Here is a 21,965-nt window from a genome sequence, read left to right on the forward strand (position 1 = left end):
CTATTTTCCATGGATTTGCTGCGATCGCTCCCCCTAGGGCTCTACCTTGAACAACCGATCACTTGGCTGCACCGCCTTGATCCACGGGTCAAGTTGGCATGGTTGATGACATTTCTGTTGGCCCCCATTTTAGCGGATGTCACTTGGCGGTTGGGGCTAGTGGTCAGCTTAATTCTGCTGACACTCGTAGGGGGAATTCCCGCACGGGTATGGCGGCGGCAACTGCTGTGGCTCCTCCTGGTGGGTAGTTTAATTCTAGTGATCACAGCTTTGATGCCCGATGGGATGGCTGTCACCTATCAACCCCGCCGTCCCTTGGCAGCGGCAGTTCCGGCCACGAGTTACCGCTATATCCTGTGGCAATTTCACGCCCAGGTGGGTCAGTTTCCCCTTCAGCTGCAAGTCTCCCAGCGATCGCTGGATTTAGGCATCCGCCTGAGTACCCTCCTGTTTACACTCCTGTACAGTACGCATTTGTTTTTGCTCACCACTGCTCCTGAGGAAGTGACCGCTGGCTTAGAAAATCTCATGCAGCCCCTGAAACGCTTTAAGCTGCCGGTGGCCGAAATTGCCCTGACGTTGACACTTTCACTGCGGTTTATTCCCTTGGTCTTGGAAGAAGTGCAAAACCTGAGCCGCTCGGTGCGGACTCGTGCCATCAATTGGCGACTCGTGGGCATTAAAGGCAGTATCAAGCTGTGGCTCACCTTAGCGGTACGGCTGTTGGAAAATTTGCTCCTGCGGGCAGAACAGGTGGCCTGCGCAATGCACGTGCGGGGCTTTCAAGAACCGGGAACCTACGATAATCCGTGGCACCATCTGCGATTGCAGCGGCGAGATTGGTTGGCCTTGGGGGGTATGGGGCTATTTTGGTTAATTCGCTTGGGTTGGTTGGGGGTTGAGCACTCGTGATGCGCCCCTGTGAGCCGTGGCTTTGGCGTTCGCTGCCCCTGTGGGGGCGCCCGGGTCGCGCTATTTTTCAGCAGTTGTTTTTGCGGGAGCCGATTGCTGTCCTACTGGAAAGTCCAGCCCAAGCCCCCACACCCCAAGCTCGCTATTCCATTTGTGCGGGGTCACCGCGGCGCGATCGCCAGTGGGTTTTATCCCTCGGTGAGGTGTTGCCAACCCTACAAACATTTCCCCAAGCAACCGCCGTGCCTGAAGAAGTCAGCCATCTGCCCTTTGCAGGCGGTTGGTTGGGATGGCTGGGATACGAATTGGCATGGGAAATTGAAGCGCTACCACCGCCCAAGCCCGATCCGCTCCCTTTTCCAGTGGCCTTTTGGTATGAGCCTCAAGCCTTTGCGGTCTTGGATCATCAGGCGGATCGCCTGTATCTGGCGGCTTCGAGCGCGAGTGAACTGGCGGCGCTGCAACAAACTCTTGAAGATCCCCCCCCTGAGCCGTCGCTTTTATTCCCGGATCGCCCCAGCCGCATTGAACTCGCGGCGGGCTGGCAGTCCGATACCTACCAAGCAGCCGTTGAGCAAATTCTCCACCATATCCGCGCCGGCGATATTTTTCAGGCCAATCTGTCGGCGCGCTTTTGCCATAATGGCCGCGTTGATCCGTGGCAACAATACCTGCGGCTACAGCAGATTAACCCTTCTCCCTTTGCCAGCTTTTGGCAAACCCCTTGGGGCTACATTGTCAGTTGCTCACCGGAACGCTTGGTGCAGGTGCAGGGAGATTGGGTGCAAACCCGACCCATTGCCGGTACCCGTCCCCGCGGCCAAACCCCTGCGGCCGATCGCGCCCATGCTGAGGAACTCCGCAGCAATACCAAGGAACAGGCAGAACACATTATGCTTGTGGATTTAGAGCGCAACGACTTGGGGCGGATCTGCCAATGGGGCAGTGTGGTGGTGGATGAACTCCTAAGTTTGGAGTACTACAGCCATGTGATGCACCTCGTGAGCAATGTGCGCGGCAAGTTGCAGCCGCGGAAATCCCCCGTGGATGTGATCTGTGCCCTCTTTCCCGGTGGCACCATTACCGGCTGTCCCAAGGTGCGCTGCATGGAGATTTTGGCAGCTCTTGAACCCTTTCCCCGCAATTTGTTCTACGGTTCCTGTGGCTACTGGGATCAGCGAGGGCATCTGGACTTGAATATCCTCATCCGTACCCTCTTGGTGGGGCGCGATCGCCAGACAACTTGGGGACAAGTAGGTGCCGGTATTGTGGCCGACAGCGATCCAGAGCGGGAATGGCAAGAATCCCTGAGCAAAGCCCAAGCCCTGCTCCTTGCCCTCGGAACAGCAACGCCCATTGCCACCCGTTCCTAAACTTCCGCCATCAGGGCCTGCCACTCAATGACCACCGCGGCAGGAACAGCAATCTCAATCCCCTGCTCCTCTAGGGGTGGACGCAGAACCAAGGGTTCACTCCGCGGCAGTTGCGAGGCGAGGGGCAATAGATCAAACTGTCCTACATTGGCAACAGTGTCTGCCTTGGGAAAGTCATCCGCAGCTGTGAGGGTTTGACCGCTGGACGTGACCAACACCAAGGGATCGGGATGGCGAAAATGGTACTGCTCTGGAAACCCCACCAAGCGCAACTGCAACTGCTCGGGACGCGAAAAGAGAATCACCTGCCACGTAAAGCCCCGGTTATCGCGCAACGAATGCCGCGACTGCACCACCACTTGATTGGGAGCCTCTTCAATGGTGCGAATCATGGCATCGCTACTGGGGGACACCGCCAGCCACAGGGGAATCATTAACAGGATCAAAAGTAAGCAACGTTCCCAACGGACCATGGGAGCACCTCCTTAGGGTGAGGTTTGGAGTGCCTGCTGAATTTGCGGAATCGTCACAGCGTACATGCCCCGCAGATCGCCAACACGGAAGCCATAGGCGCGATCGCTGGGATATTTTTCCTGAATAAAGGCAGGACGGCGATTTTTAGCCCCATGGCAGGCAAGGCAACTGGCTTGGACATCAATGCGACGGAAGTAGTGCACCCCTTCCTTATCGGTTTGCCAAAAGGCTTGCAGTTGGCGGTTGTTATCAAACTGATTGAGGGCTTGCACTTCCAGGGCTGTGCGCGGGGCATGGTTGGGGTTGCGATACTTGAGTGCCACCTGACGCACTTGCCAGCCATTGGCAGCGGCAATTTCCTTGGCTTGCTTGCCCACGGGGGCACAGACGGCCTTAAAGGTGTCAAGGGTCGGTTCGCTAGTACCCCCTTCTAGGGTAGAGGCAAGGCCAATGCGCATTTGATCCAACTGTTCAATGGCCGTGACCACTTTCCCCAGTTCATCGGGATTCACACTGGCCAAGGTGGCCGGAGAACCCTGGATCCATAGGGACGCCATCAACAGAACCATGAGCAAGATGCGCACCATAGACATTACTCCTTTATTAAATTTTGTCAATGTTTGTCTATCAAACTTTGATGATGGGTTGCTGCTCTGGAAACACCGTGGGTCGCAGGGGACGCACAAGGGAAAGGCCAAAGAATAGCCGCAGTCCCCACTGTTCAAACCAAGGGACACTCAGTCCCCACCGCATTTTCAGCAGGAAGTAGCGTTCAAAGGCGGCCTTGACCCAACTGACCCACGATCCTTGAATGGCATAGGCCAAGCGACGCCTCTCCCCAGGGGGTTCCGGCATCACCGGAGCGGCAATATAGGCAATACCGGTATTGCCAAAGTCAGCAAAACATAGGGCATCCAGTGTCGGTACCACAGGGTCAGCCGCTAATTCCCCAAGGGCAACGGCAATGTTGTGGCTGGCAGCGATCGCCATCTCCTCCGTCATTTGACCGGTTTTGGGCACTCCCATAGGCACAGGGGTCACTTCTAAAGGCTGAAGGTGAACACTGATGCCAACCCCGTAGATCTCAGGATAGTCGGGATGCTGAAGTGTGGGCAGCAGGGGCAAAAACCCCTTCTCATTGCCAAGGCCAGAGGCGCGCACAAAGCCCACGCCGCGAAAAGGTGGCAAAATCATGCTGTAGCCAAAGGGGATCACCTGTCCATCCCGCAGCAGGATTCGATGCGGCTCGATGGCAGTTATCTCAGCGTTGGTGATTGTTGCAATGCCTCGTTTCTCTATCAGGTTGCGGGTGAGTTGATCGCTGTTGGCCAACCCGCCAATCCCCAAGTGGCCAACGTAGGGTTCAGGGGTAATGAAGGTGATCTTGACCCGATCGCGCAACCCATGACGCCGCAGGGTGTGCTCTGCCAAAAAGAGAAATTCATAGGCAGGCCCAAAGCAACTGGCTCCGGGAGCGGCCCCCACAACTAAGTCCTTTGGCTCTTTTAGGAATTCTTGCCATGCTCTCTGGGCGGCAACGGCGTGGGCGGGAGTACACACGGAATGGCTGTGGAGGCCAAGGCCAGGAATCAGATCGACAGCGAGTTCTGCCCCTGTGGCAATCACCAAATAGTCGTAGTCAAGGGTTTGTTCAGGCAAGTCAATTTTCTTTTCCTGAGGAGCAAGCCGCTGAACTTTGCCTTGCACCCATCTCAGCCGATGGCGCCGGCTCACTGTCTCTAGGGGCACTTGCAGGTGTTCGAGGGAATTGTATCCGAGGGCAACCGCCACTAATCCCGGGATAAAGGTAAAGCGATCCCCATCAGAGACCAAGATCACTTCATGGCGATCGCCCAAACGATGTTTCAATTCGTAGGCTGTGGGCAATCCACCAATGCCCGCCCCAAGGACAACCACCCGTGCCATGACTGTATCCTCTACAAATTTATTTAATTAACTATATGGTAGTATAAGAACATAAAATTGGCCACAGGCGTCTGTGCTGAGGCAACCCCCAGAGTGGTACTGTATTCATCCTGTGGCCTTGTTGCGGCAGCGATTGGGACTATACTGGAAGGAACATGAGCTGTTGGAAGTCCACAGATGAATAGTTGCGTCCTCTTTGCGGAAGTGATCCAAGCCCCAGAGCTGCGCTACACCCAAGAACATCAGATGGCAGTGGCGACGATGGTGGTGCAGTTTGCCAGCCTTCGCAGTGAAGACCCCCCCATGAGTTTGCGAACAGTTGCTTGGGGTAATTTGGGACAAAAAATGCAGGCAGAATGCAAGGTGGGCGATCGCCTGATTTTAGAAGGTCGGCTAAAAATGGACACCATTGACCGCCCCGAGGGCTTCAAAGAAAAACGCGCCGAGTTAGTGGTGAGCCGTTTCTACACAGTTGAGGGCAACATTGTGGACCACGCGGCACAACCTGCAGCAAGCCCAATGGCCACACCCGCCGCCACCGTACCCATGACACCCAGGGTGGCCTCCCCACCCCCCGAACCGGAGGATATTAGCTTGGACGAGGTGCCCTTCTAAATTTCCAGCCGCAGGGTTACCACTTCCCATGGCTCCAGGGTCATTTGGTCTCCACGGTCGGTGGACATCTCCAGAAGGGTTTGTGCCCCTTTGACTTGCCATGGGATGAGGGTTGAGTGCAGTGCCAAGGTGCCCCCTTCCCCAACCACGTCTGCCACTCGCAATTGCCAGCCCTCTCTATCTTCAGCTTCCTTGAGAGCAAGGCATTGAATGCCAGCCTCCGACCAATGGAGCAGATGGGCGTGGGCGGGTAAGGTTCCCGTACAGTGGCCAAACAGCTCCGCTGCACCGTGGCCGATCGCGCTCCTGAGGGGATGATCAAACTGAGCCGCCCATTGCGGGACAGCCGCCGCCCGCCATGAGCCACTGTGGGGAAACACACCATAGCTAAAGCGGTGCTGACCGCGATCGCTGGTCGGATCAGGCCATGTGGGCGATCGCAAGAGGGTCAAGCGCAGTTGATTGGCTTGGGCATCCAGGCCATGCTTGCCGTCGCTGAAAAGACTCACCCCATACTCCGGTGTACTTAGATCTACCCACGTGAGAAAGGGCACCTCCCACTTTGCTTGCTCATGGGGACTGAGGTGCGGATTAGGGAGTGTCGGGCGCACCGTAACACCACCGGGAGTTTCACAGGTGATCTGCTCAGCACTGATTGCCAAGGGAAACGCTGCCTTGAGGAGAATATGTTCCTCCTGCCAGTCAATTATTGTATCAATGCGCAGCCAGGGGGTTTGATACTGCAGCACATATTCCTGCTGAATCCACGAGGACTGAAAGCGCCACCTTACCCGTAGGCGTTGCTCCAGTTGGTGCCACGTCACCCATGCAATTGACTCTAAGATCGCGCCCGCCAGTCGGTGCTGCCCATAGTTGGGATCAATGTTCCAGGCATCCCAGTACTGCCCCTGATCACGGAAAAATTGCAGTTGATTGCCGCGATCGCCCAAACAGGGACGATGATTCAACTTGTCGTAGAGGTTGGTGATTTCCCCCGTTGCCGGATCAATCTCAACGTGGAGATAGTTATTTTCCAAGACATAGCCCAAGGGCGGGGTGGGTAAGGGGTCGGGGCGCGATCGCGGGCAGAGCCACAGGAGTGTGTAGCCAATTCCCGGCACCTCAGGGGTACAAAACGTCAGACACCCTTGGGGAGTATTTAACTGGGCTGGTAAGTCGTAGTCCCCCCGTGGACAATACACCCGCCAAGAGGGGATTGCCGGCGGTAGCTGCGCCAAATCAATGTGGACAACCCCAGCGCGATCGCCTACCCCACTGTTGAAAATAACCACAGGAATTGCCCCTGCCACGGGGGGGGTGCCGTAGTCTATAGAGGCCCACAGAGCGGTTTGGGCCGCCTTAAGTAAGGTTTCTGTCGTTGTCAGAAGTTGCTGCCATGTTAGATTGACCTCAGCATAGACCTCAGGAATTGAGGATCCGGGCAGAATATCATGAAACTGGTTAAAGAGCAGTTGTTGCCAACAGGTTTTGAGTTCTTCCCTGGGGTAGGAAAAAGCAGTCGTCATTGCGGCGAGGGCACACCAGCGCTCTGCCTCTTGCAGTTGCCGTTGGGCGCGATCGTGGGCAGCCTTTTGATCACCATGACTGGTATAGCAACCGCGATGGAATTCTAAATACAGTTCCCCTTGCCACTGCGTGGTCGGCGGGGTTTCTTGGCTCAACTGTTCTAAATACTGCCGCAGGGTTGTCCATTGCCACTGCGGCCCAATACCGCCAAGGTGTTGCCAGCGTCGCACCCGTTCCAACATTTCTGCCGTCGGCCCACCGCCATGATCCCCAACACCGGGGAGCCAGAGGCTGCGCCGCGATCCCGTTTGTTGCCACCACTGTTGGGCGTAGGTAGCCATTTTCACTGGATCAATCCCCTCGCCAATGGGCGCTGACATCAGGGCGTTGATCTGAGCCCCCGCCACATCCCGCCAGACAAACCAACCGTGGGGAAAGCGGCTGGTGTCATTCCAGCGCAATTTTTGGGTGACAAAGTAGCGAATCCCCCCTTGGGCCAAGAAACTGGGCAAGCGTTCCGGAAAGCCAAAGGTATCGGGCAACCAAGCAATGGGGCTAATGTCACCAAAGACCCGCTGCACGTACTGCTGCCCATAGAGAATTTGACGGGCAATGGACTCAGCATTAATGAGATTTAGCTCCGGTTCCACCCAAAGACCCGCTGCCACATCCCACCAACCGGCGGCAACGGCTGCCTGAATTTGCCCAAAGAGTTCCGGGGCATGGGTTTGCAAATGGGCATACAACGCTGGGGTGGAGTGGCTAAAGGTCAGCTCAGGGTAGCGTTTCTTGAGCCCCAAGACAGATTGAAAAGTGGACTGTGCCACTTGCCATGTTTCTGCGATTGGCCAGAGCCACGCCAAGTCTAAATGGGCATGACCACACAGGTGGATTGTGAACTCCCGTAAAGGGGTGGCGATCGCCAGCATGCTGTCATGAATCTCCGCCAGCAACGGATCTAAAATGGGGCGCTGCCCTTGACTTTCTAGAATTTCCTTAAGCAGCGGTTCAAGGGGTTCTAGGTTGAGGGTTTCACCAAAAATCTCCAAAATGTGCAACTCAGTGGCAACAAAGTCGGGGTCAATTCCCAGGGGCGATTCAAACCGCAGGCAGGATCTCACCAAAGCACCGTCATCGTGGCCGGGACTGATGAGATGCAACACCACATCCCAGGTTTGGCCGGGGGTTACGGCTTCCCCTAGGCAAAGACTCACCGAATGATCGAATAAATCCCCCTGATGCATCGCCTGGCCATTGACATACACCGTTGCCTGATCCGCCCACCACGTGAGATCAAGGCGTAGAGTTAAACCTGCCACGCTATAGCCTTGAACCATCGCCGGTACCCTGATCCGCTGCCCCAACCACAGGGAGTGCCGACCCTTGGGCCACGCCAGATGACCCTTAACATTCACGGCATAGGGAGTCGTCCCTGCATCCTGGAGCGAGGGTGAGGTGAGGGGAAGCCACTGGGAATGAATCTCGATGACTGCCAATGAATGTAAATAGTTACGAGATTCTTTGATTAATTCTGTCAAGACCATAAGAATTCGTTAATTTGCCGGCGATCGGCCTAGGCCAATTGCTATGCTGGAGGTGTGAGGAGCTGTCGTCATTTATTTAACCAAACTGTCAATAAAAAATTTTATTTAAGGGGAGTGACCTCATGGTAACCCGACGTGAGCCCTGGCGGGGCTTTTTGCTCTCCTCGGTCTGTGGCATCCTGACCGCCCTGGCGATCGCCCCAGTGATGCTTGCCCAATCCCAACGCCCCCCTGCCCCCGATCAACCTGGGGAAACTGTTGGGGCGGATCCCCGCCAGAGTTCCCTCCCGCTCCCTTGGCAATGGATTGAGGACGGCCACGCTGCCGCCGTCAAAGCCAAGAAATCCCTCCGCTTCACGCAACAGACCCCCCAATATATCTCTCCCGATGGCCGCTATGTGGCACAGGCCACCCTCTATTTCACGGCACATCCAGAAGCTCATCGGCAACAACTGGTGAGTGTTCTTGAAATTCGCGATCGCCAAAGGGGCACTCAAGAGCGGATTGCAAGTCTCAAGGAAATGCCGCCTGAATTTTTGGCAGAGGTGCCCCAAGGCCAAGGTCTAATTGCGGTGCTGGTTCCTGTGGGTTGGTCAGCAACGGGCAATCGTCTTTTGGTGCGACAGGTCGGTGGGCTTTTTGCCACGGATTTAATCAGCGACGGTGCGTGGATTTGGCAGGCGGGGGTGGGTCATGTGGCCACAGTTTATCCCACCGCTGCGGAATACGACTTTGCCACCCTCCTCGGCTGGAGCACAACGGATCCGCAACGGGTACTCTTTCAAACCCAAACGATGGGGAATCCCAAAGCTACGATTTGGGCAGTGGATGCCCAAGGCAGCAGCCAATTGGCCCAGGGCGATCGCCCCCGTGTCTATGGCACCACCCTACCCGCCACTGCCAATGCCCAACGTCAGCCCTAGGTTTCCTTCCCTAGGGCCATTCAGAGATGGAAAGAAATTTTATCCAAAATTCCCAGCGCCCCAATTATCTCAGTTGGCTGAGGTAGCGGTCAATGAAGCCAATCATCACCGCCGGGCACTCCAACTGGGGCGTTAGTCCCACCTCCGGAATCACGTCAAAGGCACGAATCGCCTCCCGGTTTAACTGTGCCAAGCGTTGACCGACCGCCAGCGGAGGGAGTTTTGCCTGCTCTCCCCAAACGATATAGGTCGGCACCGTCAAATGGGGCAGGCAGCGACCGAGATCGCAGCAGAGATCACCCCGCACAAAAGCCAGTGCCGCAAATTCCGCCCCCGGTGACTGTGCCACTTGGGTATAGGTGGCAACCATTTCGGGGCTGATGCGGCTGGGTCGGGCAAACTGTTGATTGGCCATAAAGGACTGCACACTCAGGGAATTGGCCACGCCAAGGCGATAAAAGACTGTATCTACGTAGGGCTGGCGGGCAATCTGGGCAAGGGGGGTTTGGCGGTAATCTTGACCAAAATCACTCAACCCCGTTGGACAGGTGAGAATGAGGCCGCGGAAGCATTGGGGATGGGCGATCGCCCCCTGGATGGCAAAGGCTGCCGTCAGTGACGACGTGATCACCACCGCTGGTTCCGCCGTCAATTGACCAAGGCACTCCAGCAAGTGATCCACATAGGCCGCCACCGTATAGGGTTGATCGCGATGCTCAGAGGCGCCCCAACCGGGCAAATCCAAAGCAAAAAGGGAATACTCGGCTGCAAAGGCTGGATAAACCGCCGACCACTCATAGCGGCTCGAGCCACCGCCAAAGCCATGCCAAAAAAATAGAGGCGGCCGGGCATGGTTCGCCGTGCTGACATCATTCGTCACGTAGGCCACCTCACCCATAGCCGTTGTCAGGGTGCGCGATCGCAGGCAATCAAACATGGGGATTTCCTAAAGAGAAGAAACCTGCTATGATGATAAATCGCGCTGAATTAAACGGGTAGCAACGGGCTGCCCCGCCCCAATGGAGTGCCGCCGTGAGCAAGAGTACCGAAGGCGAAAAGCCCACTAGTGGCTTTAATCTAACCGAGTTTTTCCGCGAAACCAAGGAAGAACTCAACAAAGTGGTGTGGCCCGATCGCCAGCGCCTGATTGGCGAATCTGCGGCGGTCATTCTCATTGTTTCCCTTTCCGCTGCGGTCATCTACCTAGTGGATGAACTCTTTCGTTGGCTGGCCACACTGATTTTTTAGACAGCCAAAGATTTCTACGAGTACGCGCCTATGGTGAGTGAATTTACTGATCATACTGATCATTCCGCTCTCAACGATCCTCTTGACGATACCGTTGAAGTATCTGAAGGGGAGCAAGCGGGTAAGGTCAAACGGTTTTGGTACGCCGTCCAGGTGGCCTCTGGCTGCGAAAAAAAAGTGAAAAGCACCATCGAGCAGCGGCTCCATACGCTAGATGTGGCCGATCGCATCTTTCGTATTGAAATTCCCCAAACCCCAGTCATCAAAATCAAAAAAGATGGCTCGCGGCAAACCATGGAGGAAAAAGTTTTTCCCGGTTATGTGCTTGTCCAAGTACGGGCACAGCAATCTCCCGAAACCGGCGAATGGCAAATTGATGATGAAGCTTGGCAGGTGATTAAAAACACCCCCAATGTGATTAACTTTGTCGGTGCTGAGCAGCGCCGCAGTACAGGCCGGGGACGCGGTCACGTCAAGCCTATGCCCCTGAGTCCAGCTGAAGTGGAGCGCATCTTCCGCAAAGCCCAAGAACAGGAACCGGTGCACCGCATTGATCTCAACAGTGGTGATAAGATCAAAGTTCTCAATGGTCCCTTTAAGGACTTTGAGGGAGAGGTGATTGAAGTCAGTGCTGAGCGCAGCAAACTGAAGGCATTACTCTCGATTTTTGGCCGCGAAACGCCGGTCGAACTCGAAGTAACTCAAGTGGAAAAAGTAGATTAGGACGCTAACTCACTATGGCGAAAAAGGTCGTCGCAGTTATTAAACTTGCCATTCAAGCAGGTAAAGCCAACCCTGCTCCCCCCATTGGCCCAGCCCTGGGCCAGCACGGTGTGAACATCATGATGTTCTGCAAAGAGTACAATGCTCGCACCGCCGATCAAGTGGGGATGGTGGTTCCCGTTGAAATTTCGGTCTATGAAGATCGCAGTTTCACCTTTGTTCTCAAAACTCCACCCGCTTCCGTATTGATCCAAAAAGCCGCTGGCATTGAAAAGGGCTCCGGCGAACCCAACAAGAAAAAAGTGGGCAGCATCACCCGTGCCCAACTGCGGGAAATTGCTGAGAAGAAAATGCCGGATCTCAATGCCAACGATATTGAAGCGGCCATGCGGATTATCGAAGGCACGGCCCGCAATATGGGCGTGACCATTACCGACTAAAATTTTCTGAGGGTGTTCCTGTTGAGTCCTTTGTTGTGTTGGGGGAGAAACTTTGTTTCGTTGGTACCCCGTGGAGGTAAATTCTGATGCGTAAACTCTCGCGACGACTGCGCGAACTCTATGCCAAGGTGGAGGATCGTCCCTACGCTCCCCTTGAGGCCTTGCAATTGCTTAAGGAAACGGCCACCGCCAAATTTCCTGAATCGGCCGAGGCCCACATCCGCTTGGGCATTGATCCGAAATATACAGATCAACAATTGCGTACTACCGTGGCGCTCCCCAAGGGCACCGGTCAAACCATTCGCGTGGCCGTGATTGCTCGGGGTGAAAAAGTGACCGAAGCTAGTGCCGCCGGTGCCGATGTTGTAGGCTCAGAGGAGCTGATTGAGGAAATTCAAAAGGGGCGGATGGACTTTGACCTCCTCATTGCCACCCCCGATATGATGCCCCAAGTGGCCAAAGTGGGCCGGATTCTCGGTCCGCGGGGACTAATGCCATCCCCCAAGGCGGGTACGGTGACTTTTGACTTGCCCCAAGCAATTCAGGAGTTCAAAGCGGGGAAAGTGGAATTCCGTGCCGATCGCACCGGGATTGTCCATGTGCTCTTTGGCAAAGCCAGCTTCAGCGCCGAAGACCTGCTCGTTAACCTCAAGGCCCTGCAAGAAAGTATTGACCGCAACCGCCCGAGTGGTGCCAAGGGGCGCTACTGGCGCAGTGTCTATGTGGCTGCGACAATGGGGCCGAGCATTCAGGTGGACATTAATGCTCTGCGGGAGCTAAAACTGGCCGAAGCCGCCTAAGGAGGACTTGCCTATTGCCCAATACCTGACAACTCAAGACGAAAACCGAAGACCGCAGGGGTCTGGCTGAGACATAATCTTCCTGCCGAGGTTTGCGAAGTCCATCCATTGCGATTGGGCGATCGCCCCGGCACCACTGCTGGGGTTTTTCTTTCACTGACTAGAGGAGGTGATGCGCGTGGGACGCACGCTAGCAAACAAAAAAGAAATTGTGGCGGAGCTCAAGGAACGCCTGAGGGAGTCCCAAATGGCACTGGTGATTGACTACCAGGGTCTCACCGATGCTGAGATGAAGGATTTGCGGCAACGCTTGCGCAAGTGCAATGCCAGTTGCAAGGTCACGAAAAACACCCTGATGGCATTGGCGGTCAAAGAAAGTGACACTTGGCAACCCATGACCCAATTCCTCAAGGGACCGTCAGCGTTTCTCTTGGTTAAGGATGACATTGGCGGCGCAATTAAGGCCTACCAAGAATTCCAAAAGGCCACGAAAAAAACCACCCTCCGCGGTGGGGTCATGGAGGGACGTGCCCTTGACGAAGCGCAAGTGAAGGCCATTGGTGATCTGCCCTCAAAAGAACAACTCATGGCGCAGATTGCCGGTGCCCTCAACGCCGTCACAGCAAAGATTGCCATTGGCATCAAGGAGGTTCCTGCTTCCTTGGCGCGGGCAACGCAGGCGATCGCCGACAAAGGTGCGGAATAGATCGATCCTGTTTTCGGTTTCCCTTGGGAAGCCACCTGTTCTTGTTTTCCAACTTTGAAACGATAGGAGTTTACAATGTCTGCTGCAACCGATGAAATTCTCGAAAAGTTGAAATCCTTGACCCTGTTGGAAGCGGCCGAGCTGGTCAAGCAAATTGAAGAGACCTTTGGCGTCAGTGCCGCGGCGCCGGTTGGTGGGATGATGGTGGCGGCGCCTGTGGCCGGTGCGGCGGCAGCTCCCGCAGAAGAAGTCGAAGAGAAAACCGCCTTCGATGTCATTCTTGAAGAAGTCCCCGCGGACAAGAAGATTGCTGTGCTCAAGGTGGTGCGCTCCTTGACTGGCTTGGGTCTGAAGGAAGCCAAGGAAGTGGTGGAATCCACACCCAAACCCGTGAAAGAAGGTGCCACCAAAGAAGACGCCGAAGCCGCCAAGAAAGAACTGGAGGAGGCCGGCGCCAAAGTCAGCATCAAGTAATCTTTGGTATCCATTTGTTTGGAGGGTGGTGTTCTGGCCACCCTCTCTTAGTATTTGGGGAGTATAGAGACCCATGACCCCTATTCGTGCCATCTATACCGATGGTGCCTGTGCAGGCAATCCAGGACCGGGGGGGTGGGGCGTGGTTATTTACTTTACCGATGGCTCTGTGCAGGAGCTTGGGGGACACCACCCGGCTACTACGAATAATCGCATGGAATTACAGGCTGCTATTGAAGCCCTCAAGGCATGGCACCAACTGGCGCCGGGGAGCGCGATCGCCCTTTACACCGACAGCGAGTATGTCCTCAAGGGCATTACTGAGTGGATCCTCAATTGGAAACGGCGGGGCTGGCAAACGGCCGCCAAAAAGCCGGTTCTCAATCAAGACCTGTGGCAGGAGTTAGATGCCCTCAATCATCCCTTAATCCAATGGCACCATGTACGCGGCCATAGGGGCGATGTCGGGAATGAACGCTGCGATCTGATTGCCCGCAGTTTCAGCCGTGGGCAGCCCATTGCCCTAAGAACGCTGCCACCACCGCCGGGGTAATGTCGCGGGTGCGTTCAAAGACTGCACTGGCTCCCGCTGAGCGCAGGCGATCGCCATAGCGTTGCCGATCTTCGGGCTTGACATGGGGAGGAATCACCCCAAGGGCAATCCAGGGCGTTGTTGCTTGTTCTTTGCGAGCATTGACAACGGTTTGCATATCCGCCACAGTATCCCCCACATAAAAGGCGGGAATCGTTTCTTGATCACTGGCCTGACGGTAGGCTATGCGGAGTCCTGTGGGGTCAGGCTTGCCAGGAGCATCTTCCATGGCGATCAACAGGGGCTGATCCAGACCCAAGCGGTGTCTCAGGACATATTCTGCCGAGTCCCGCGGGGCACCACTGACAAAGCCCCAGTGGATCTGCGCTTGATCGAGGGTCTGAAAATAGGCAACATCCACTAGTAGCGGCTCATCTTGAATATAGCCTGACCAATTTTCACCGCTATAGCGCTCCTCAAAAAAGATCACCAACTGTTCGTAGTCCAAGGGCACTTGGGAACGGGGGCTTCCTTGGTGTTCAAAGTAGCGGTAAATGAGTTCGCGGGAGGCTTCCCAGTCGTTATTCCAGCAGCCCTCTGCTTTGAGGTTGTCAATTTCCTTTTGACTGGGGCGATAGGCACCCCCTGTAAAATGCTCAACGGTATCCGCTAGGGCACGGCGATAGGAACGACTGACGTCGCGAATCACCCCATCAATATCAAAAAAGACACAGGCACAGGGGGTACTCAACTGTCCCTCTCCAGAAACTTGTATGCAGTTGGCCTGATTGGTTATTATAGAAGATGGTCTTCGGTAAAAAATACGTTTTAGGAGGTTAGAATTGTCCCGTTTTACCCTAAGAGTGCTTTGGTTAGAGAAAGACGTGGCGATCGCTGTCGATCAAATTGTTGGCAAAGGGACAAGCCCCCTCACCTCCTACTTCTTTTGGCCCCGCACCGACGCTTGGGAACTCCTCAAGGCAGAGTTAGAGAAGAAATCTTGGATTACGGAAGCCGAGCGCATTGAACTCCTCAACCGTGCCACCGAAATCATTAACTACTGGCAAGAGGAGGGCAAAAATCGTCCCGTTAGTGAGGCCCAAAAACGCTTTAGTGATGTTAGTTTTGTAGGCACAGCCTAGGGTGCTCTCAATCCCAGGGTCAATTATTGCAAGTTGAGGAGAAACAGAATGGGAGTTGTTTTGTACTTTGTCATTGTTGCTGGCGCGATCGCCCTAGCCACGATTTTGTTTCACACGCTACGCACCGTGAAGCTCATTTAGCTGCATCCTACCCTCTTCGTATCTCTGGATTGAAGTTCTGCATAGGGAGAGAGAACTCGTGTCCCACGCTGTCACCTTAATTCGCGGCGACGGTATTGGTCCTGAGGTTGCCGCTGCAGCTCGCACCGCCATTGATGCCACAGGCGTCAAAATTGACTGGGTAGTTGTGGATGCCGGCGTGGACATGATGGAACGCTACGGTACTCCCTTGCCCGAACAGGTTCTCGATGCCATCAAAAGCACGAAAACTGCCATCAAAGGCCCAATTACCACCCCCGTGGGGACAGGCTTTCGTTCTGTCAATGTCGAGATCCGCAAGCGGCTGAATCTCTATGCGAACCTACGGCCTGCCAAATCCATTGTGGGGGTGAAAAGCTATTTTCAAAACATTGACCTCATCATTGTTCGCGAGAATACCGAAGACCTCTACGCCGGGATTGAGTTTGAATACACCAGTCCCGAAGCAGCTAAAGCCCGCGCCTTTTTGAGTGATCTATCGGGCAAGCCGATTCGGGAGGATGCAGCCATTGGTGTCAAGCCCATTTCTGTGCTGGGGAGCGATCGCATCCTTGAGTTTGCCTTCAAATATGCCAAGGCCAACGGCCGCAAGAAAGTGACAGCTGTTCACAAGGCCAACATCATGAAATTTACCGATGGCCTCTTCCTCGAACGGGCCCGCGAAATTGCCACCCGTTACCCCGAGATTGCCTTTGAAGATCGCATTGTCGATAACATGTGCATGCAGTTGATGCAGAAGCCCGAACTCTACGATGTGATGGTGATGCCCAACCTCTACGGCGATATTCTTTCAGACCTGTGTGCCGGGATGATTGGCGGTCTGGGGGTGGCTCCCGGCGCCAATATTGGCGATGAATATGCGGTTTTTGAGGCGATTCACGGTTCAGCCCCCAAATATGCAGGTCAAAACAAAGCCAATCCCACCGCCTTGATTCTCTCAGGGGTATTGATGCTGCAACACCTGGGTGAAATGGAGGCAGCACAGCGTCTGCAAGCGGCTGTCGAAAAAGTAATTGCTGAGGGGCGCTTTGTCACCTACGATTTGGCGGCACCGGGCAAAGACCCCGTAGGTACCCAACAGATGGCTGCTGCGATTGCCGAGTACGCCGCACCCTAACCCACCAGCAGATTCTCCTCGGGATATTGAACGTTAGAAGGCCGGGGATCACCGATAATTGCCGCCATCAGCAGCAGGATACCCACCCGTCCGGCATACATCGTTACAATCAAGACCAACTTGGAAAAGATGCTTAGATCACTGGTAATACCGGTGGAAAGCCCAACGGTGGCAAAGGCAGAAACGGTTTCAAAGAGGATATTGATGAAATTTTCTTCCGGGTCAGCGATCGCAATCAGGGTGGTTGAAACCAGCACCGTAAACATTGACCCAAAGGCAACGGCAACGGCTTTCATGATGAGGGAGGGGGGCACTTGACGGCGGTAGAGCAGTACCACCTCTTTCCCTTGGAGCGCCGACTTGGTAATCCCTGCCAAAATTCGTAACGTAGTTGTTTTAATGCCCCCTGCCGTGCCACCGGGGCTGCCGCCAATAAACATCAGGGCAATCATAATAAATAGCCCGCTATTATTGAATTCACCAATGTTGACCGTATTAAAGCCCGCTGTGCGCGCTGTAACCGACTGAAACCACGCCAAGAGGAGCTTCTGATCCCAGGAAAAAAGACCAAATCGCTCGGGCGATCGCAGCTCCGTCAGGAACAGCATGACTGTTCCCAAGATTAGGAGAACTGCTGTGGTACTGGTAACAATTTTGAAATTGAGGCTAAAGGTCATCTGGCTGGCTTTGCGGATCAAGTAGGCGGGTTTGCCCCAGTAGCGCAGATGCTCCCGGAGCCAAAGGTAGAACTCAAAGATGACCTCGTAGCCAATACCACCAAAAATAATCAGTAGGGAAATCACCAAATTCAAGGGCACTGAGGTTTGATACCCCATTAAACTGTTGCTAAAGAGGCTAAACCCGGCATTATTCCAAGCACTGATACTGTGAAACACCGCCAGCCACAGGGCCTGTGGATCCCTAAAGTCTTGGCGAAAAATTAGCCACAGCAAAAAGGCACCCGTCAATTCAAAGAGAAAGGTCAAGCCCAAAATCGAGCGCACCAGTTGCCGTGCCCCCTGGATGCCCCGCCGATCCAAGGCCTGCTGGAGCGCTATTTTTTGCCGTAGGTTAAACTTGCGCCCTAGTAAAATAATCAAAAATGTCGTGGCCGTCATGTACCCCAGACCGCCCACTTGAATCAGCAGCAGAATCACCAGTTGGCCAAAGGGGGAAAAATGGGTGGCCGTATCAACAATGATGTGGCCTGTCACGCAAACCGCTGAGGTGGCTGTAAATAGGGCAATAACGAAGGGATTCCAATGCCCATTACTGGTGGACCAGGGCAGACACAGGAGGAGCGTCCCTACCATAATCACTGCCAAAAATCCAAGGCAAATTGTCCGTGGAACCGTCAACATCAATGAATGCGTATCCAAAAGGCCTGAGGCTAATCTATCGCAGGATTGTATTGGCAACAATCTTCTAGGGTTACGGTTCCCAATCGGGATGACAGGATTTGAACCTGCGACCCTCTGCTCCCAAAGCAGATGCGCTACCAAGCTGCGCTACATCCCGGCAGTTAATCTCTATCCTACCACTGAATTCTCAGCACAATAGGACGGGGACCCTTAGAATCAAGATAAGGAGTTTTTCATTTTGTTAAGGTTGCCCTCGCTGGTATGACCGACGTCCCCGTTTCCCACATTCGCAATTTCTCGATCATTGCCCACATTGATCACGGTAAGTCAACCCTTGCCGATCGCCTGCTGCAATTTACGGGCACGGTGGACCCCCGTGAAATGAAGGAGCAGTTTCTCGACAATATGGACCTGGAGCGGGAGCGGGGAATTACGATTAAGCTGCAAGCCGCCCGCATGACCTACATCAGTCGCGATGGCGAAACGTACATCTTGAATTTGATTGACACCCCCGGCCACGTGGATTTTTCCTATGAGGTGTCGCGATCGCTGGCCGCCTGTGAAGGGGCACTCCTGGTGGTGGATGCCTCCCAAGGGGTAGAAGCCCAAACCTTGGCCAATGTCTATCTGGCCTTGGAACACAATTTAGAGATTATTCCTGTCCTCAACAAAATTGATTTGCCCGGGGCTGAACCCGAGCGCGTGAAGGCAGAAATCGAAGAGATTATTGGCCTCGACTGCTCCCAAGCGGTTCTAGCCTCTGCCAAGGAAGGGATTGGCATCGAGGAAATTCTGGAATCCATTGTGCATTTGGTGCCCCCCCCGCGCGATACCCTGGATCAACCCCTGCGGGCATTGATTTTTGATAGCTACTACGATGCCTACCGTGGGGTAATTGTCTATTTTCGAGTCATGGATGGTGTGGTCCGCAAGGGCGATCGCATCCGCTTGATGGCCTCCGGCAAAGAATATGAGATTGACGAACTGGGGGTCCTTGCCCCCCACCAAAAACCGGTGGACAGCCTCCATGCCGGGGAAGTGGGCTACCTCGCCGCCGCCATTAAAGCCGTTGGCGATGCCCGTGTCGGCGACACCATTACATTGGCGCAAAACCCGGCCAAGGAACCCCTCCCTGGCTACGCCGAAGCCAAACCCATGGTCTTTTGTGGCCTGTTTCCCACCGATGCGGATCAGTTTGAAGATCTGCGGGAAGCCCTTGAGAAATTAAAGCTTAATGATGCTGCGCTCCACTATGAGCCGGAAACCTCCAGTGCCATGGGTTTTGGGTTCCGCTGTGGCTTTTTGGGACTGCTGCACATGGAGATTATCCAAGAGCGGCTCGAGCGGGAATACAATCTGGATTTAATCATTACCGCTCCTTCGGTGGTTTATCGGGTCACCACGGTGAAAGGGGAAGTGCTCATGATTGACAACCCCAGCCTGTTGCCCGAACCCCAATACCGCGAAAAAATTGAGGAACCCTACGTGCAACTGGAGATGATTACCCCCGAAACCTATGTCGGCACCCTCATGGAATTGGCACAGTCGCGGCGGGGCATCTTTAAGGATATGCGCTACCTTGCCCAAGGGCGTACCACCTTGGTCTATGAAATGCCCTTGGCGGAAATTGTGACGGACTTTTTCGATGAAATGAAGTCGCGATCGCGGGGCTATGCCAGTATGGAATACCACCTCATTGGCTACCGTCCCAATGATCTAGTGAAGCTGGATATCCTTATTAATAACGACCCTGTGGACTCCTTAGCAGCCATTGTCCACCGCGATAAGGCCTACTATGTGGGACGTGCCTTGGTTAGCAAACTCAAGGATCTAATCCCGCGCCACCAATTCAAAATTCCCATTCAAGCAGCCATTGGTTCACGGGTGATTGCCAGTGAAAGCATTCCCGCCCTGCGCAAGGATGTCTTGGCGAAGTGCTACGGCGGTGACGTGACCCGCAAACGCAAGCTCCTAGAAAAACAAAAAGCGGGTAAAAAACGAATGAAGGCGATCGGGCGGGTGGATGTGCCCCAAGAGGCCTTTATGGCGGTATTGCGACTCAAGAATGAATAGGAGGCTCAGGGTGTCTCAACGGTCATCGGGCAAATGGGTGGCGATCGTCACCGGTGCCATTTCCCTACTATTGGGAATTGGCTACTTGGTGTTAGTACAGCTTTTGGATTGGCGCGGCGATTGGCAGCCGGCTCCCTTGGGCCTCCTGCAATTGCTCTTCCCTTAAAACTGTTTAGACAAGCGGGGGCAGTTCACCGTGAATGGTAAAGCGCACATGGTTGAGGGCTAAATCTCCAAGGCGTAGGCCGCGATCGCGATAATTGGTGGTCTCAAAGCGAATGCCTTTGCCCACTTCCACGTGGTACCAGGGCAGTCCCATAAAAAACCGTGTCGGATAGGGACCGCGCTCTACCACATCATCGGGGTTGGACTCCATGGGCAGCCAGCCAATTCCCGGCACATAAAATTCCAACCAGACATGGTTATAGGTAGGCTGGAGGGGAATGCCGCGCTTTTGGGGATAGGGGGGACATTTATAGCGACCTACCGTGCGGCAAGCAATGCCGTTCAGTCGGGCTAAGGCCAGCAGTACGCCCACATACTCGCCGCAGGAGGCCGTTCCCCGCTTCAAAACCACATCGGGCGTGTCAATTGTTGGCCGCATAGCATAGCTGAGGCGATCGTAGACATAGTTACGAATCTTGAGCATCTGGCGCAGGATATGGGTCTCTGTGCCCACGGCTTCCCGCGCCGCCTCGCGGACTATGGGTTGATCCATTGCCAACTCATCGTTATCCACCAGATACTGCGCTGCAAATTCCGGCGGCAGCGGTAGCGTCTCATCAATGTCGTCAAAGCCAAGATGGTACTTCATACCTCTCACTTCTAGCCAAGCCCGCCAACCAAAAAGGCGGGCTTCGTAGGGACGCACCTCAGGAAACTCAAACACTGCCACTGGCTGATCCGCCACCGTTTCCAAGCGAAAGGGGGTACCCACGGGTTCGACCCGCAGTAGTTTTTGGCGCAGGGAATTGATCGGCAGCGCAATCCGCCACTCGAGGTTATCTAAGTGCAGCGCATCAAGGGGAGACATTTCCTCTACGTAGGCCATCTCAATCAGATAGCCATTGGAGACTGTGTAATGCTGCTCCCTATGGGTGTGGTAGAGCAGCGGGTGAATCAGGCAAATATCGCGATAAGCAATTTCGAGGGGGGCTTCGCGGTTGTTGGGGTTATCCCGCAGATAGGGCTCTTCACCGCCATAGGCCACCCACAACTGGCCCGTCGCATCAAAGGTAAAGGCCGTTGGCTGGGCAAAGGGGGTCAAGGCCACCCATTCAACACGGCCGCTCTGGCGATCGAGGCAATAGATGGATTGCTCTAGGCGATCGCTCACCCACAAATAGCCATCCTTGAGGGCTAAATTTTCACAGCCAATGCCCGGGGCACTCAGGCGATACTGCTCTCGAGCGGTCTCATCAAAACAGTGGATGTAACCGGATTTTTGACAGGCCACATAGATGCCTGTGTCATCCACCGCCACACCGTAAATGGGATAGCGGCACTCCAGCACCTTTTCTACATGCCAGTCAGGGAGATGACAACGGTAGAGCCATGTGTCCCGACAAAACCAGAGGGTCTCGCGATAGAGACAGAGGCCATGGGCATCAAGAAATGGCTCTAGATCGTAGGGATTGAGAATCTCGCTGTGGTCGTTTTCGCCGTTAATGAGCAAAATAAAGCCCCGTACCCGATCCAAGGCCAAAAAGTTGGCGCCAAGGGTTGCTTGGCAAAAGGGTAAACGGGGCAATTGACGTAGCCACAGGGCTTGGGGATCGACCCATGCCAGACCGGAGAGCTGGTAAGCACCTAGGGGATAAATAGTGCGCCAATTGTGATCCAGGGCTCGGGAGCTGAGGGAGTCCCCATAACCCTGTGCCGGTGTCTCTGGCATAG

At 54.6% G+C, this 21,965-nt stretch carries 23 protein-coding genes, 1 tRNA gene and 1 other annotated feature; of the genes, 15 read left to right on the forward strand and 9 right to left on the reverse strand.

Features of this window, described 5'->3' with window-relative positions; genetic code table 11:
* Positions 1-9: 9 nt before the first annotated feature.
* Both Q0W94_RS07790 and Q0W94_RS07795 read left to right on the forward strand, forming a co-directional pair.
* Positions 10-912 carry an energy-coupling factor transporter transmembrane protein EcfT gene (locus Q0W94_RS07790; RefSeq protein ID WP_297757471.1) on the forward strand — a complete coding sequence of 301 codons (903 nt, stop codon included), beginning with the start codon at positions 10-12 and terminating at the stop codon, positions 910-912.
* Positions 912-2,285, forward strand: coding sequence for an anthranilate synthase component I (locus Q0W94_RS07795; protein WP_297757473.1), 1,374 nt, complete (start codon positions 912-914; stop codon positions 2,283-2,285). Before Q0W94_RS07790 ends, Q0W94_RS07795 begins: the two co-directional genes overlap by 1 nt.
* Here the strand turns inward: Q0W94_RS07795 and Q0W94_RS07800 are convergent.
* From Q0W94_RS07800 to Q0W94_RS07810, 3 genes are read right to left on the reverse strand one after another with little or no spacing between them, the layout of a single operon-like run.
* Complete coding sequence (locus Q0W94_RS07800) at positions 2,282-2,758, reverse strand: DUF3122 domain-containing protein (RefSeq protein WP_297757475.1); 477 nt, start codon at positions 2,756-2,758, stop codon at positions 2,282-2,284. The two genes, Q0W94_RS07795 and Q0W94_RS07800, sit on opposite strands and share 4 nt — an antisense overlap.
* Before the next feature lie 12 nt (positions 2,759-2,770).
* Positions 2,771-3,346 carry a DUF3365 domain-containing protein gene (locus Q0W94_RS07805; RefSeq protein WP_297757477.1) on the reverse strand — a complete coding sequence of 192 codons (576 nt, stop codon included), beginning with the start codon at positions 3,344-3,346 and terminating at the stop codon, positions 2,771-2,773.
* A 40-nt stretch (positions 3,347-3,386) separates the two neighbouring features.
* The gene (locus Q0W94_RS07810; RefSeq protein WP_297757480.1) at positions 3,387-4,685 is read right to left on the reverse strand and encodes an NAD(P)/FAD-dependent oxidoreductase; all 1,299 of its coding nucleotides are present in this window, start codon (positions 4,683-4,685) and stop codon (positions 3,387-3,389) included.
* A 177-nt stretch (positions 4,686-4,862) separates the two neighbouring features.
* Between Q0W94_RS07810 and Q0W94_RS07815 the strand changes: the two genes are divergently transcribed.
* Positions 4,863-5,300 carry a single-stranded DNA-binding protein gene (locus Q0W94_RS07815; RefSeq protein ID WP_297757482.1) on the forward strand — a complete coding sequence of 146 codons (438 nt, stop codon included), beginning with the start codon at positions 4,863-4,865 and terminating at the stop codon, positions 5,298-5,300.
* Here Q0W94_RS07815 and Q0W94_RS07820 read toward each other — a convergent pair.
* On the reverse strand, positions 5,297-8,371 hold the full coding sequence (locus tag Q0W94_RS07820; protein WP_297757484.1) for a glycoside hydrolase family 38 C-terminal domain-containing protein: 3,075 nt from the start codon (positions 8,369-8,371) through the stop codon (positions 5,297-5,299). The genes Q0W94_RS07815 and Q0W94_RS07820 overlap by 4 nt on opposite strands.
* Positions 8,372-8,493: 122 nt before the next feature.
* Here Q0W94_RS07820 and Q0W94_RS07825 point away from each other — a divergent pair, with 122 nt between their 5' ends.
* Positions 8,494-9,294: a hypothetical protein gene (locus tag Q0W94_RS07825; protein WP_297757486.1), complete on the forward strand. Its 801-nt coding sequence runs from the start codon at positions 8,494-8,496 to the stop codon at positions 9,292-9,294.
* 64 nt (positions 9,295-9,358) lie between these two features.
* Here the strand turns inward: Q0W94_RS07825 and Q0W94_RS07830 are convergent, their stop codons facing one another.
* Positions 9,359-10,231, reverse strand: coding sequence for an alpha/beta fold hydrolase (locus Q0W94_RS07830; protein WP_297757487.1), 873 nt, complete (start codon positions 10,229-10,231; stop codon positions 9,359-9,361).
* Between the two features lie 95 nt (positions 10,232-10,326).
* Here Q0W94_RS07830 and secE point away from each other — a divergent pair, with 95 nt between their 5' ends.
* The 7 genes from secE (at position 10,327) to rnhA (ending at position 14,238) form a co-directional block, all read left to right on the forward strand.
* A complete protein-coding gene (gene secE / locus Q0W94_RS07835; RefSeq protein ID WP_297757489.1) occupies positions 10,327-10,542 on the forward strand; it encodes a preprotein translocase subunit SecE in 216 nt (71 codons plus the stop codon).
* Between the two features lie 30 nt (positions 10,543-10,572).
* Positions 10,573-11,265: a transcription termination/antitermination protein NusG gene (gene nusG, locus Q0W94_RS07840; RefSeq protein WP_297757492.1), complete on the forward strand. Its 693-nt coding sequence runs from the start codon at positions 10,573-10,575 to the stop codon at positions 11,263-11,265.
* A gap of 14 nt (positions 11,266-11,279) precedes the next feature.
* On the forward strand, positions 11,280-11,705 hold the full coding sequence (gene rplK, locus Q0W94_RS07845) for a 50S ribosomal protein L11 (protein ID WP_011056150.1): 426 nt from the start codon (positions 11,280-11,282) through the stop codon (positions 11,703-11,705).
* Between the two features lie 83 nt (positions 11,706-11,788).
* The gene (gene rplA, locus Q0W94_RS07850) at positions 11,789-12,505 is read left to right on the forward strand and encodes a 50S ribosomal protein L1 (protein ID WP_315863114.1); all 717 of its coding nucleotides are present in this window, start codon (positions 11,789-11,791) and stop codon (positions 12,503-12,505) included.
* Between the two features lie 27 nt (positions 12,506-12,532).
* Positions 12,533-12,665 (forward strand) — a sequence feature (ribosomal protein L10 leader region).
* A gap of 18 nt (positions 12,666-12,683) precedes the next feature.
* Positions 12,684-13,211, forward strand: a complete 528-nt coding sequence (rplJ, locus tag Q0W94_RS07855; RefSeq protein ID WP_297762391.1) for a 50S ribosomal protein L10 — start codon at positions 12,684-12,686, stop codon at positions 13,209-13,211.
* A 75-nt stretch (positions 13,212-13,286) separates the two neighbouring features.
* Positions 13,287-13,685, forward strand: a complete 399-nt coding sequence (rplL, locus tag Q0W94_RS07860; protein ID WP_024123920.1) for a 50S ribosomal protein L7/L12 — start codon at positions 13,287-13,289, stop codon at positions 13,683-13,685.
* 73 nt (positions 13,686-13,758) lie between these two features.
* Positions 13,759-14,238: a ribonuclease HI gene (gene rnhA, locus Q0W94_RS07865; RefSeq protein WP_297757496.1), complete on the forward strand. Its 480-nt coding sequence runs from the start codon at positions 13,759-13,761 to the stop codon at positions 14,236-14,238.
* Here the strand turns inward: rnhA and Q0W94_RS07870 are convergent.
* On the reverse strand, positions 14,186-14,968 hold the full coding sequence (locus tag Q0W94_RS07870; protein WP_297757498.1) for a TIGR01548 family HAD-type hydrolase: 783 nt from the start codon (positions 14,966-14,968) through the stop codon (positions 14,186-14,188). The genes rnhA and Q0W94_RS07870 overlap by 53 nt on opposite strands.
* A gap of 91 nt (positions 14,969-15,059) precedes the next feature.
* Between Q0W94_RS07870 and Q0W94_RS07875 the strand changes: the two genes are divergently transcribed.
* On the forward strand, positions 15,060-15,359 hold the full coding sequence (locus tag Q0W94_RS07875; RefSeq protein ID WP_149817201.1) for a 30S ribosomal protein PSRP-3: 300 nt from the start codon (positions 15,060-15,062) through the stop codon (positions 15,357-15,359).
* 199 nt (positions 15,360-15,558) lie between these two features.
* The gene (locus Q0W94_RS07880) at positions 15,559-16,635 is read left to right on the forward strand and encodes an isocitrate/isopropylmalate dehydrogenase family protein (RefSeq protein WP_297757500.1); all 1,077 of its coding nucleotides are present in this window, start codon (positions 15,559-15,561) and stop codon (positions 16,633-16,635) included.
* Here Q0W94_RS07880 and Q0W94_RS07885 read toward each other — a convergent pair.
* Both Q0W94_RS07885 and Q0W94_RS07890 read right to left on the reverse strand, forming a co-directional pair.
* Positions 16,632-17,996 carry a TrkH family potassium uptake protein gene (locus tag Q0W94_RS07885; protein ID WP_297757502.1) on the reverse strand — a complete coding sequence of 455 codons (1,365 nt, stop codon included), beginning with the start codon at positions 17,994-17,996 and terminating at the stop codon, positions 16,632-16,634. The two genes, Q0W94_RS07880 and Q0W94_RS07885, sit on opposite strands and share 4 nt — an antisense overlap.
* Before the next feature lie 83 nt (positions 17,997-18,079).
* Positions 18,080-18,153, reverse strand: a tRNA-Pro gene (locus tag Q0W94_RS07890).
* 104 nt (positions 18,154-18,257) lie between these two features.
* Between Q0W94_RS07890 and lepA the strand changes: the two genes are divergently transcribed.
* Positions 18,258-20,069 carry a translation elongation factor 4 gene (gene lepA, locus Q0W94_RS07895; protein WP_297757505.1) on the forward strand — a complete coding sequence of 604 codons (1,812 nt, stop codon included), beginning with the start codon at positions 18,258-18,260 and terminating at the stop codon, positions 20,067-20,069.
* Positions 20,070-20,079: 10 nt separating this feature from the next.
* Positions 20,080-20,235 (forward strand): hypothetical protein, encoded by a 156-nt coding sequence (locus Q0W94_RS07900; RefSeq protein WP_297757508.1) that lies wholly within the window; start codon positions 20,080-20,082, stop codon positions 20,233-20,235.
* A 6-nt stretch (positions 20,236-20,241) separates the two neighbouring features.
* On the opposite strand, the gene Q0W94_RS07905 is transcribed toward Q0W94_RS07900, so the two are convergent.
* Positions 20,242-21,963, reverse strand: coding sequence for a transglutaminase domain-containing protein (locus tag Q0W94_RS07905; protein WP_297757511.1), 1,722 nt, complete (start codon positions 21,961-21,963; stop codon positions 20,242-20,244).
* Positions 21,964-21,965 lie beyond the last annotated feature (2 nt).

The organism is Thermosynechococcus sp., from assembly GCF_025999095.1.
Lineage (GTDB): Bacteria > Cyanobacteriota > Cyanobacteriia > Thermosynechococcales > Thermosynechococcaceae > Thermosynechococcus.

Coding starts and splice junctions, on each gene's coding strand:
- Q0W94_RS07790 (WP_297757471.1), top strand. CDS start 10: ATGGATTTGCTGCGATCGCTCCCCCTAGGGCTCTACCTTGAACAACCG.
- Q0W94_RS07795 (WP_297757473.1), top strand. CDS start 912: ATGCGCCCCTGTGAGCCGTGGCTTTGGCGTTCGCTGCCCCTGTGGGGG.
- Q0W94_RS07800 (WP_297757475.1), bottom strand. CDS start 2,758: ATGGTCCGTTGGGAACGTTGCTTACTTTTGATCCTGTTAATGATTCCC.
- Q0W94_RS07805 (WP_297757477.1), bottom strand. CDS start 3,346: ATGGTGCGCATCTTGCTCATGGTTCTGTTGATGGCGTCCCTATGGATC.
- Q0W94_RS07810 (WP_297757480.1), bottom strand. CDS start 4,685: ATGGCACGGGTGGTTGTCCTTGGGGCGGGCATTGGTGGATTGCCCACA.
- Q0W94_RS07815 (WP_297757482.1), top strand. CDS start 4,863: ATGAATAGTTGCGTCCTCTTTGCGGAAGTGATCCAAGCCCCAGAGCTG.
- Q0W94_RS07820 (WP_297757484.1), bottom strand. CDS start 8,371: ATGGTCTTGACAGAATTAATCAAAGAATCTCGTAACTATTTACATTCA.
- Q0W94_RS07825 (WP_297757486.1), top strand. CDS start 8,494: ATGGTAACCCGACGTGAGCCCTGGCGGGGCTTTTTGCTCTCCTCGGTC.
- Q0W94_RS07830 (WP_297757487.1), bottom strand. CDS start 10,231: ATGTTTGATTGCCTGCGATCGCGCACCCTGACAACGGCTATGGGTGAG.
- nusG (WP_297757492.1), top strand. CDS start 10,573: ATGGTGAGTGAATTTACTGATCATACTGATCATTCCGCTCTCAACGAT.
- rplK (WP_011056150.1), top strand. CDS start 11,280: ATGGCGAAAAAGGTCGTCGCAGTTATTAAACTTGCCATTCAAGCAGGT.
- rplL (WP_024123920.1), top strand. CDS start 13,287: ATGTCTGCTGCAACCGATGAAATTCTCGAAAAGTTGAAATCCTTGACC.
- rnhA (WP_297757496.1), top strand. CDS start 13,759: ATGACCCCTATTCGTGCCATCTATACCGATGGTGCCTGTGCAGGCAAT.
- Q0W94_RS07885 (WP_297757502.1), bottom strand. CDS start 17,996: ATGTTGACGGTTCCACGGACAATTTGCCTTGGATTTTTGGCAGTGATT.
- lepA (WP_297757505.1), top strand. CDS start 18,258: ATGACCGACGTCCCCGTTTCCCACATTCGCAATTTCTCGATCATTGCC.
- Q0W94_RS07905 (WP_297757511.1), bottom strand. CDS start 21,963: ATGCCAGAGACACCGGCACAGGGTTATGGGGACTCCCTCAGCTCCCGA.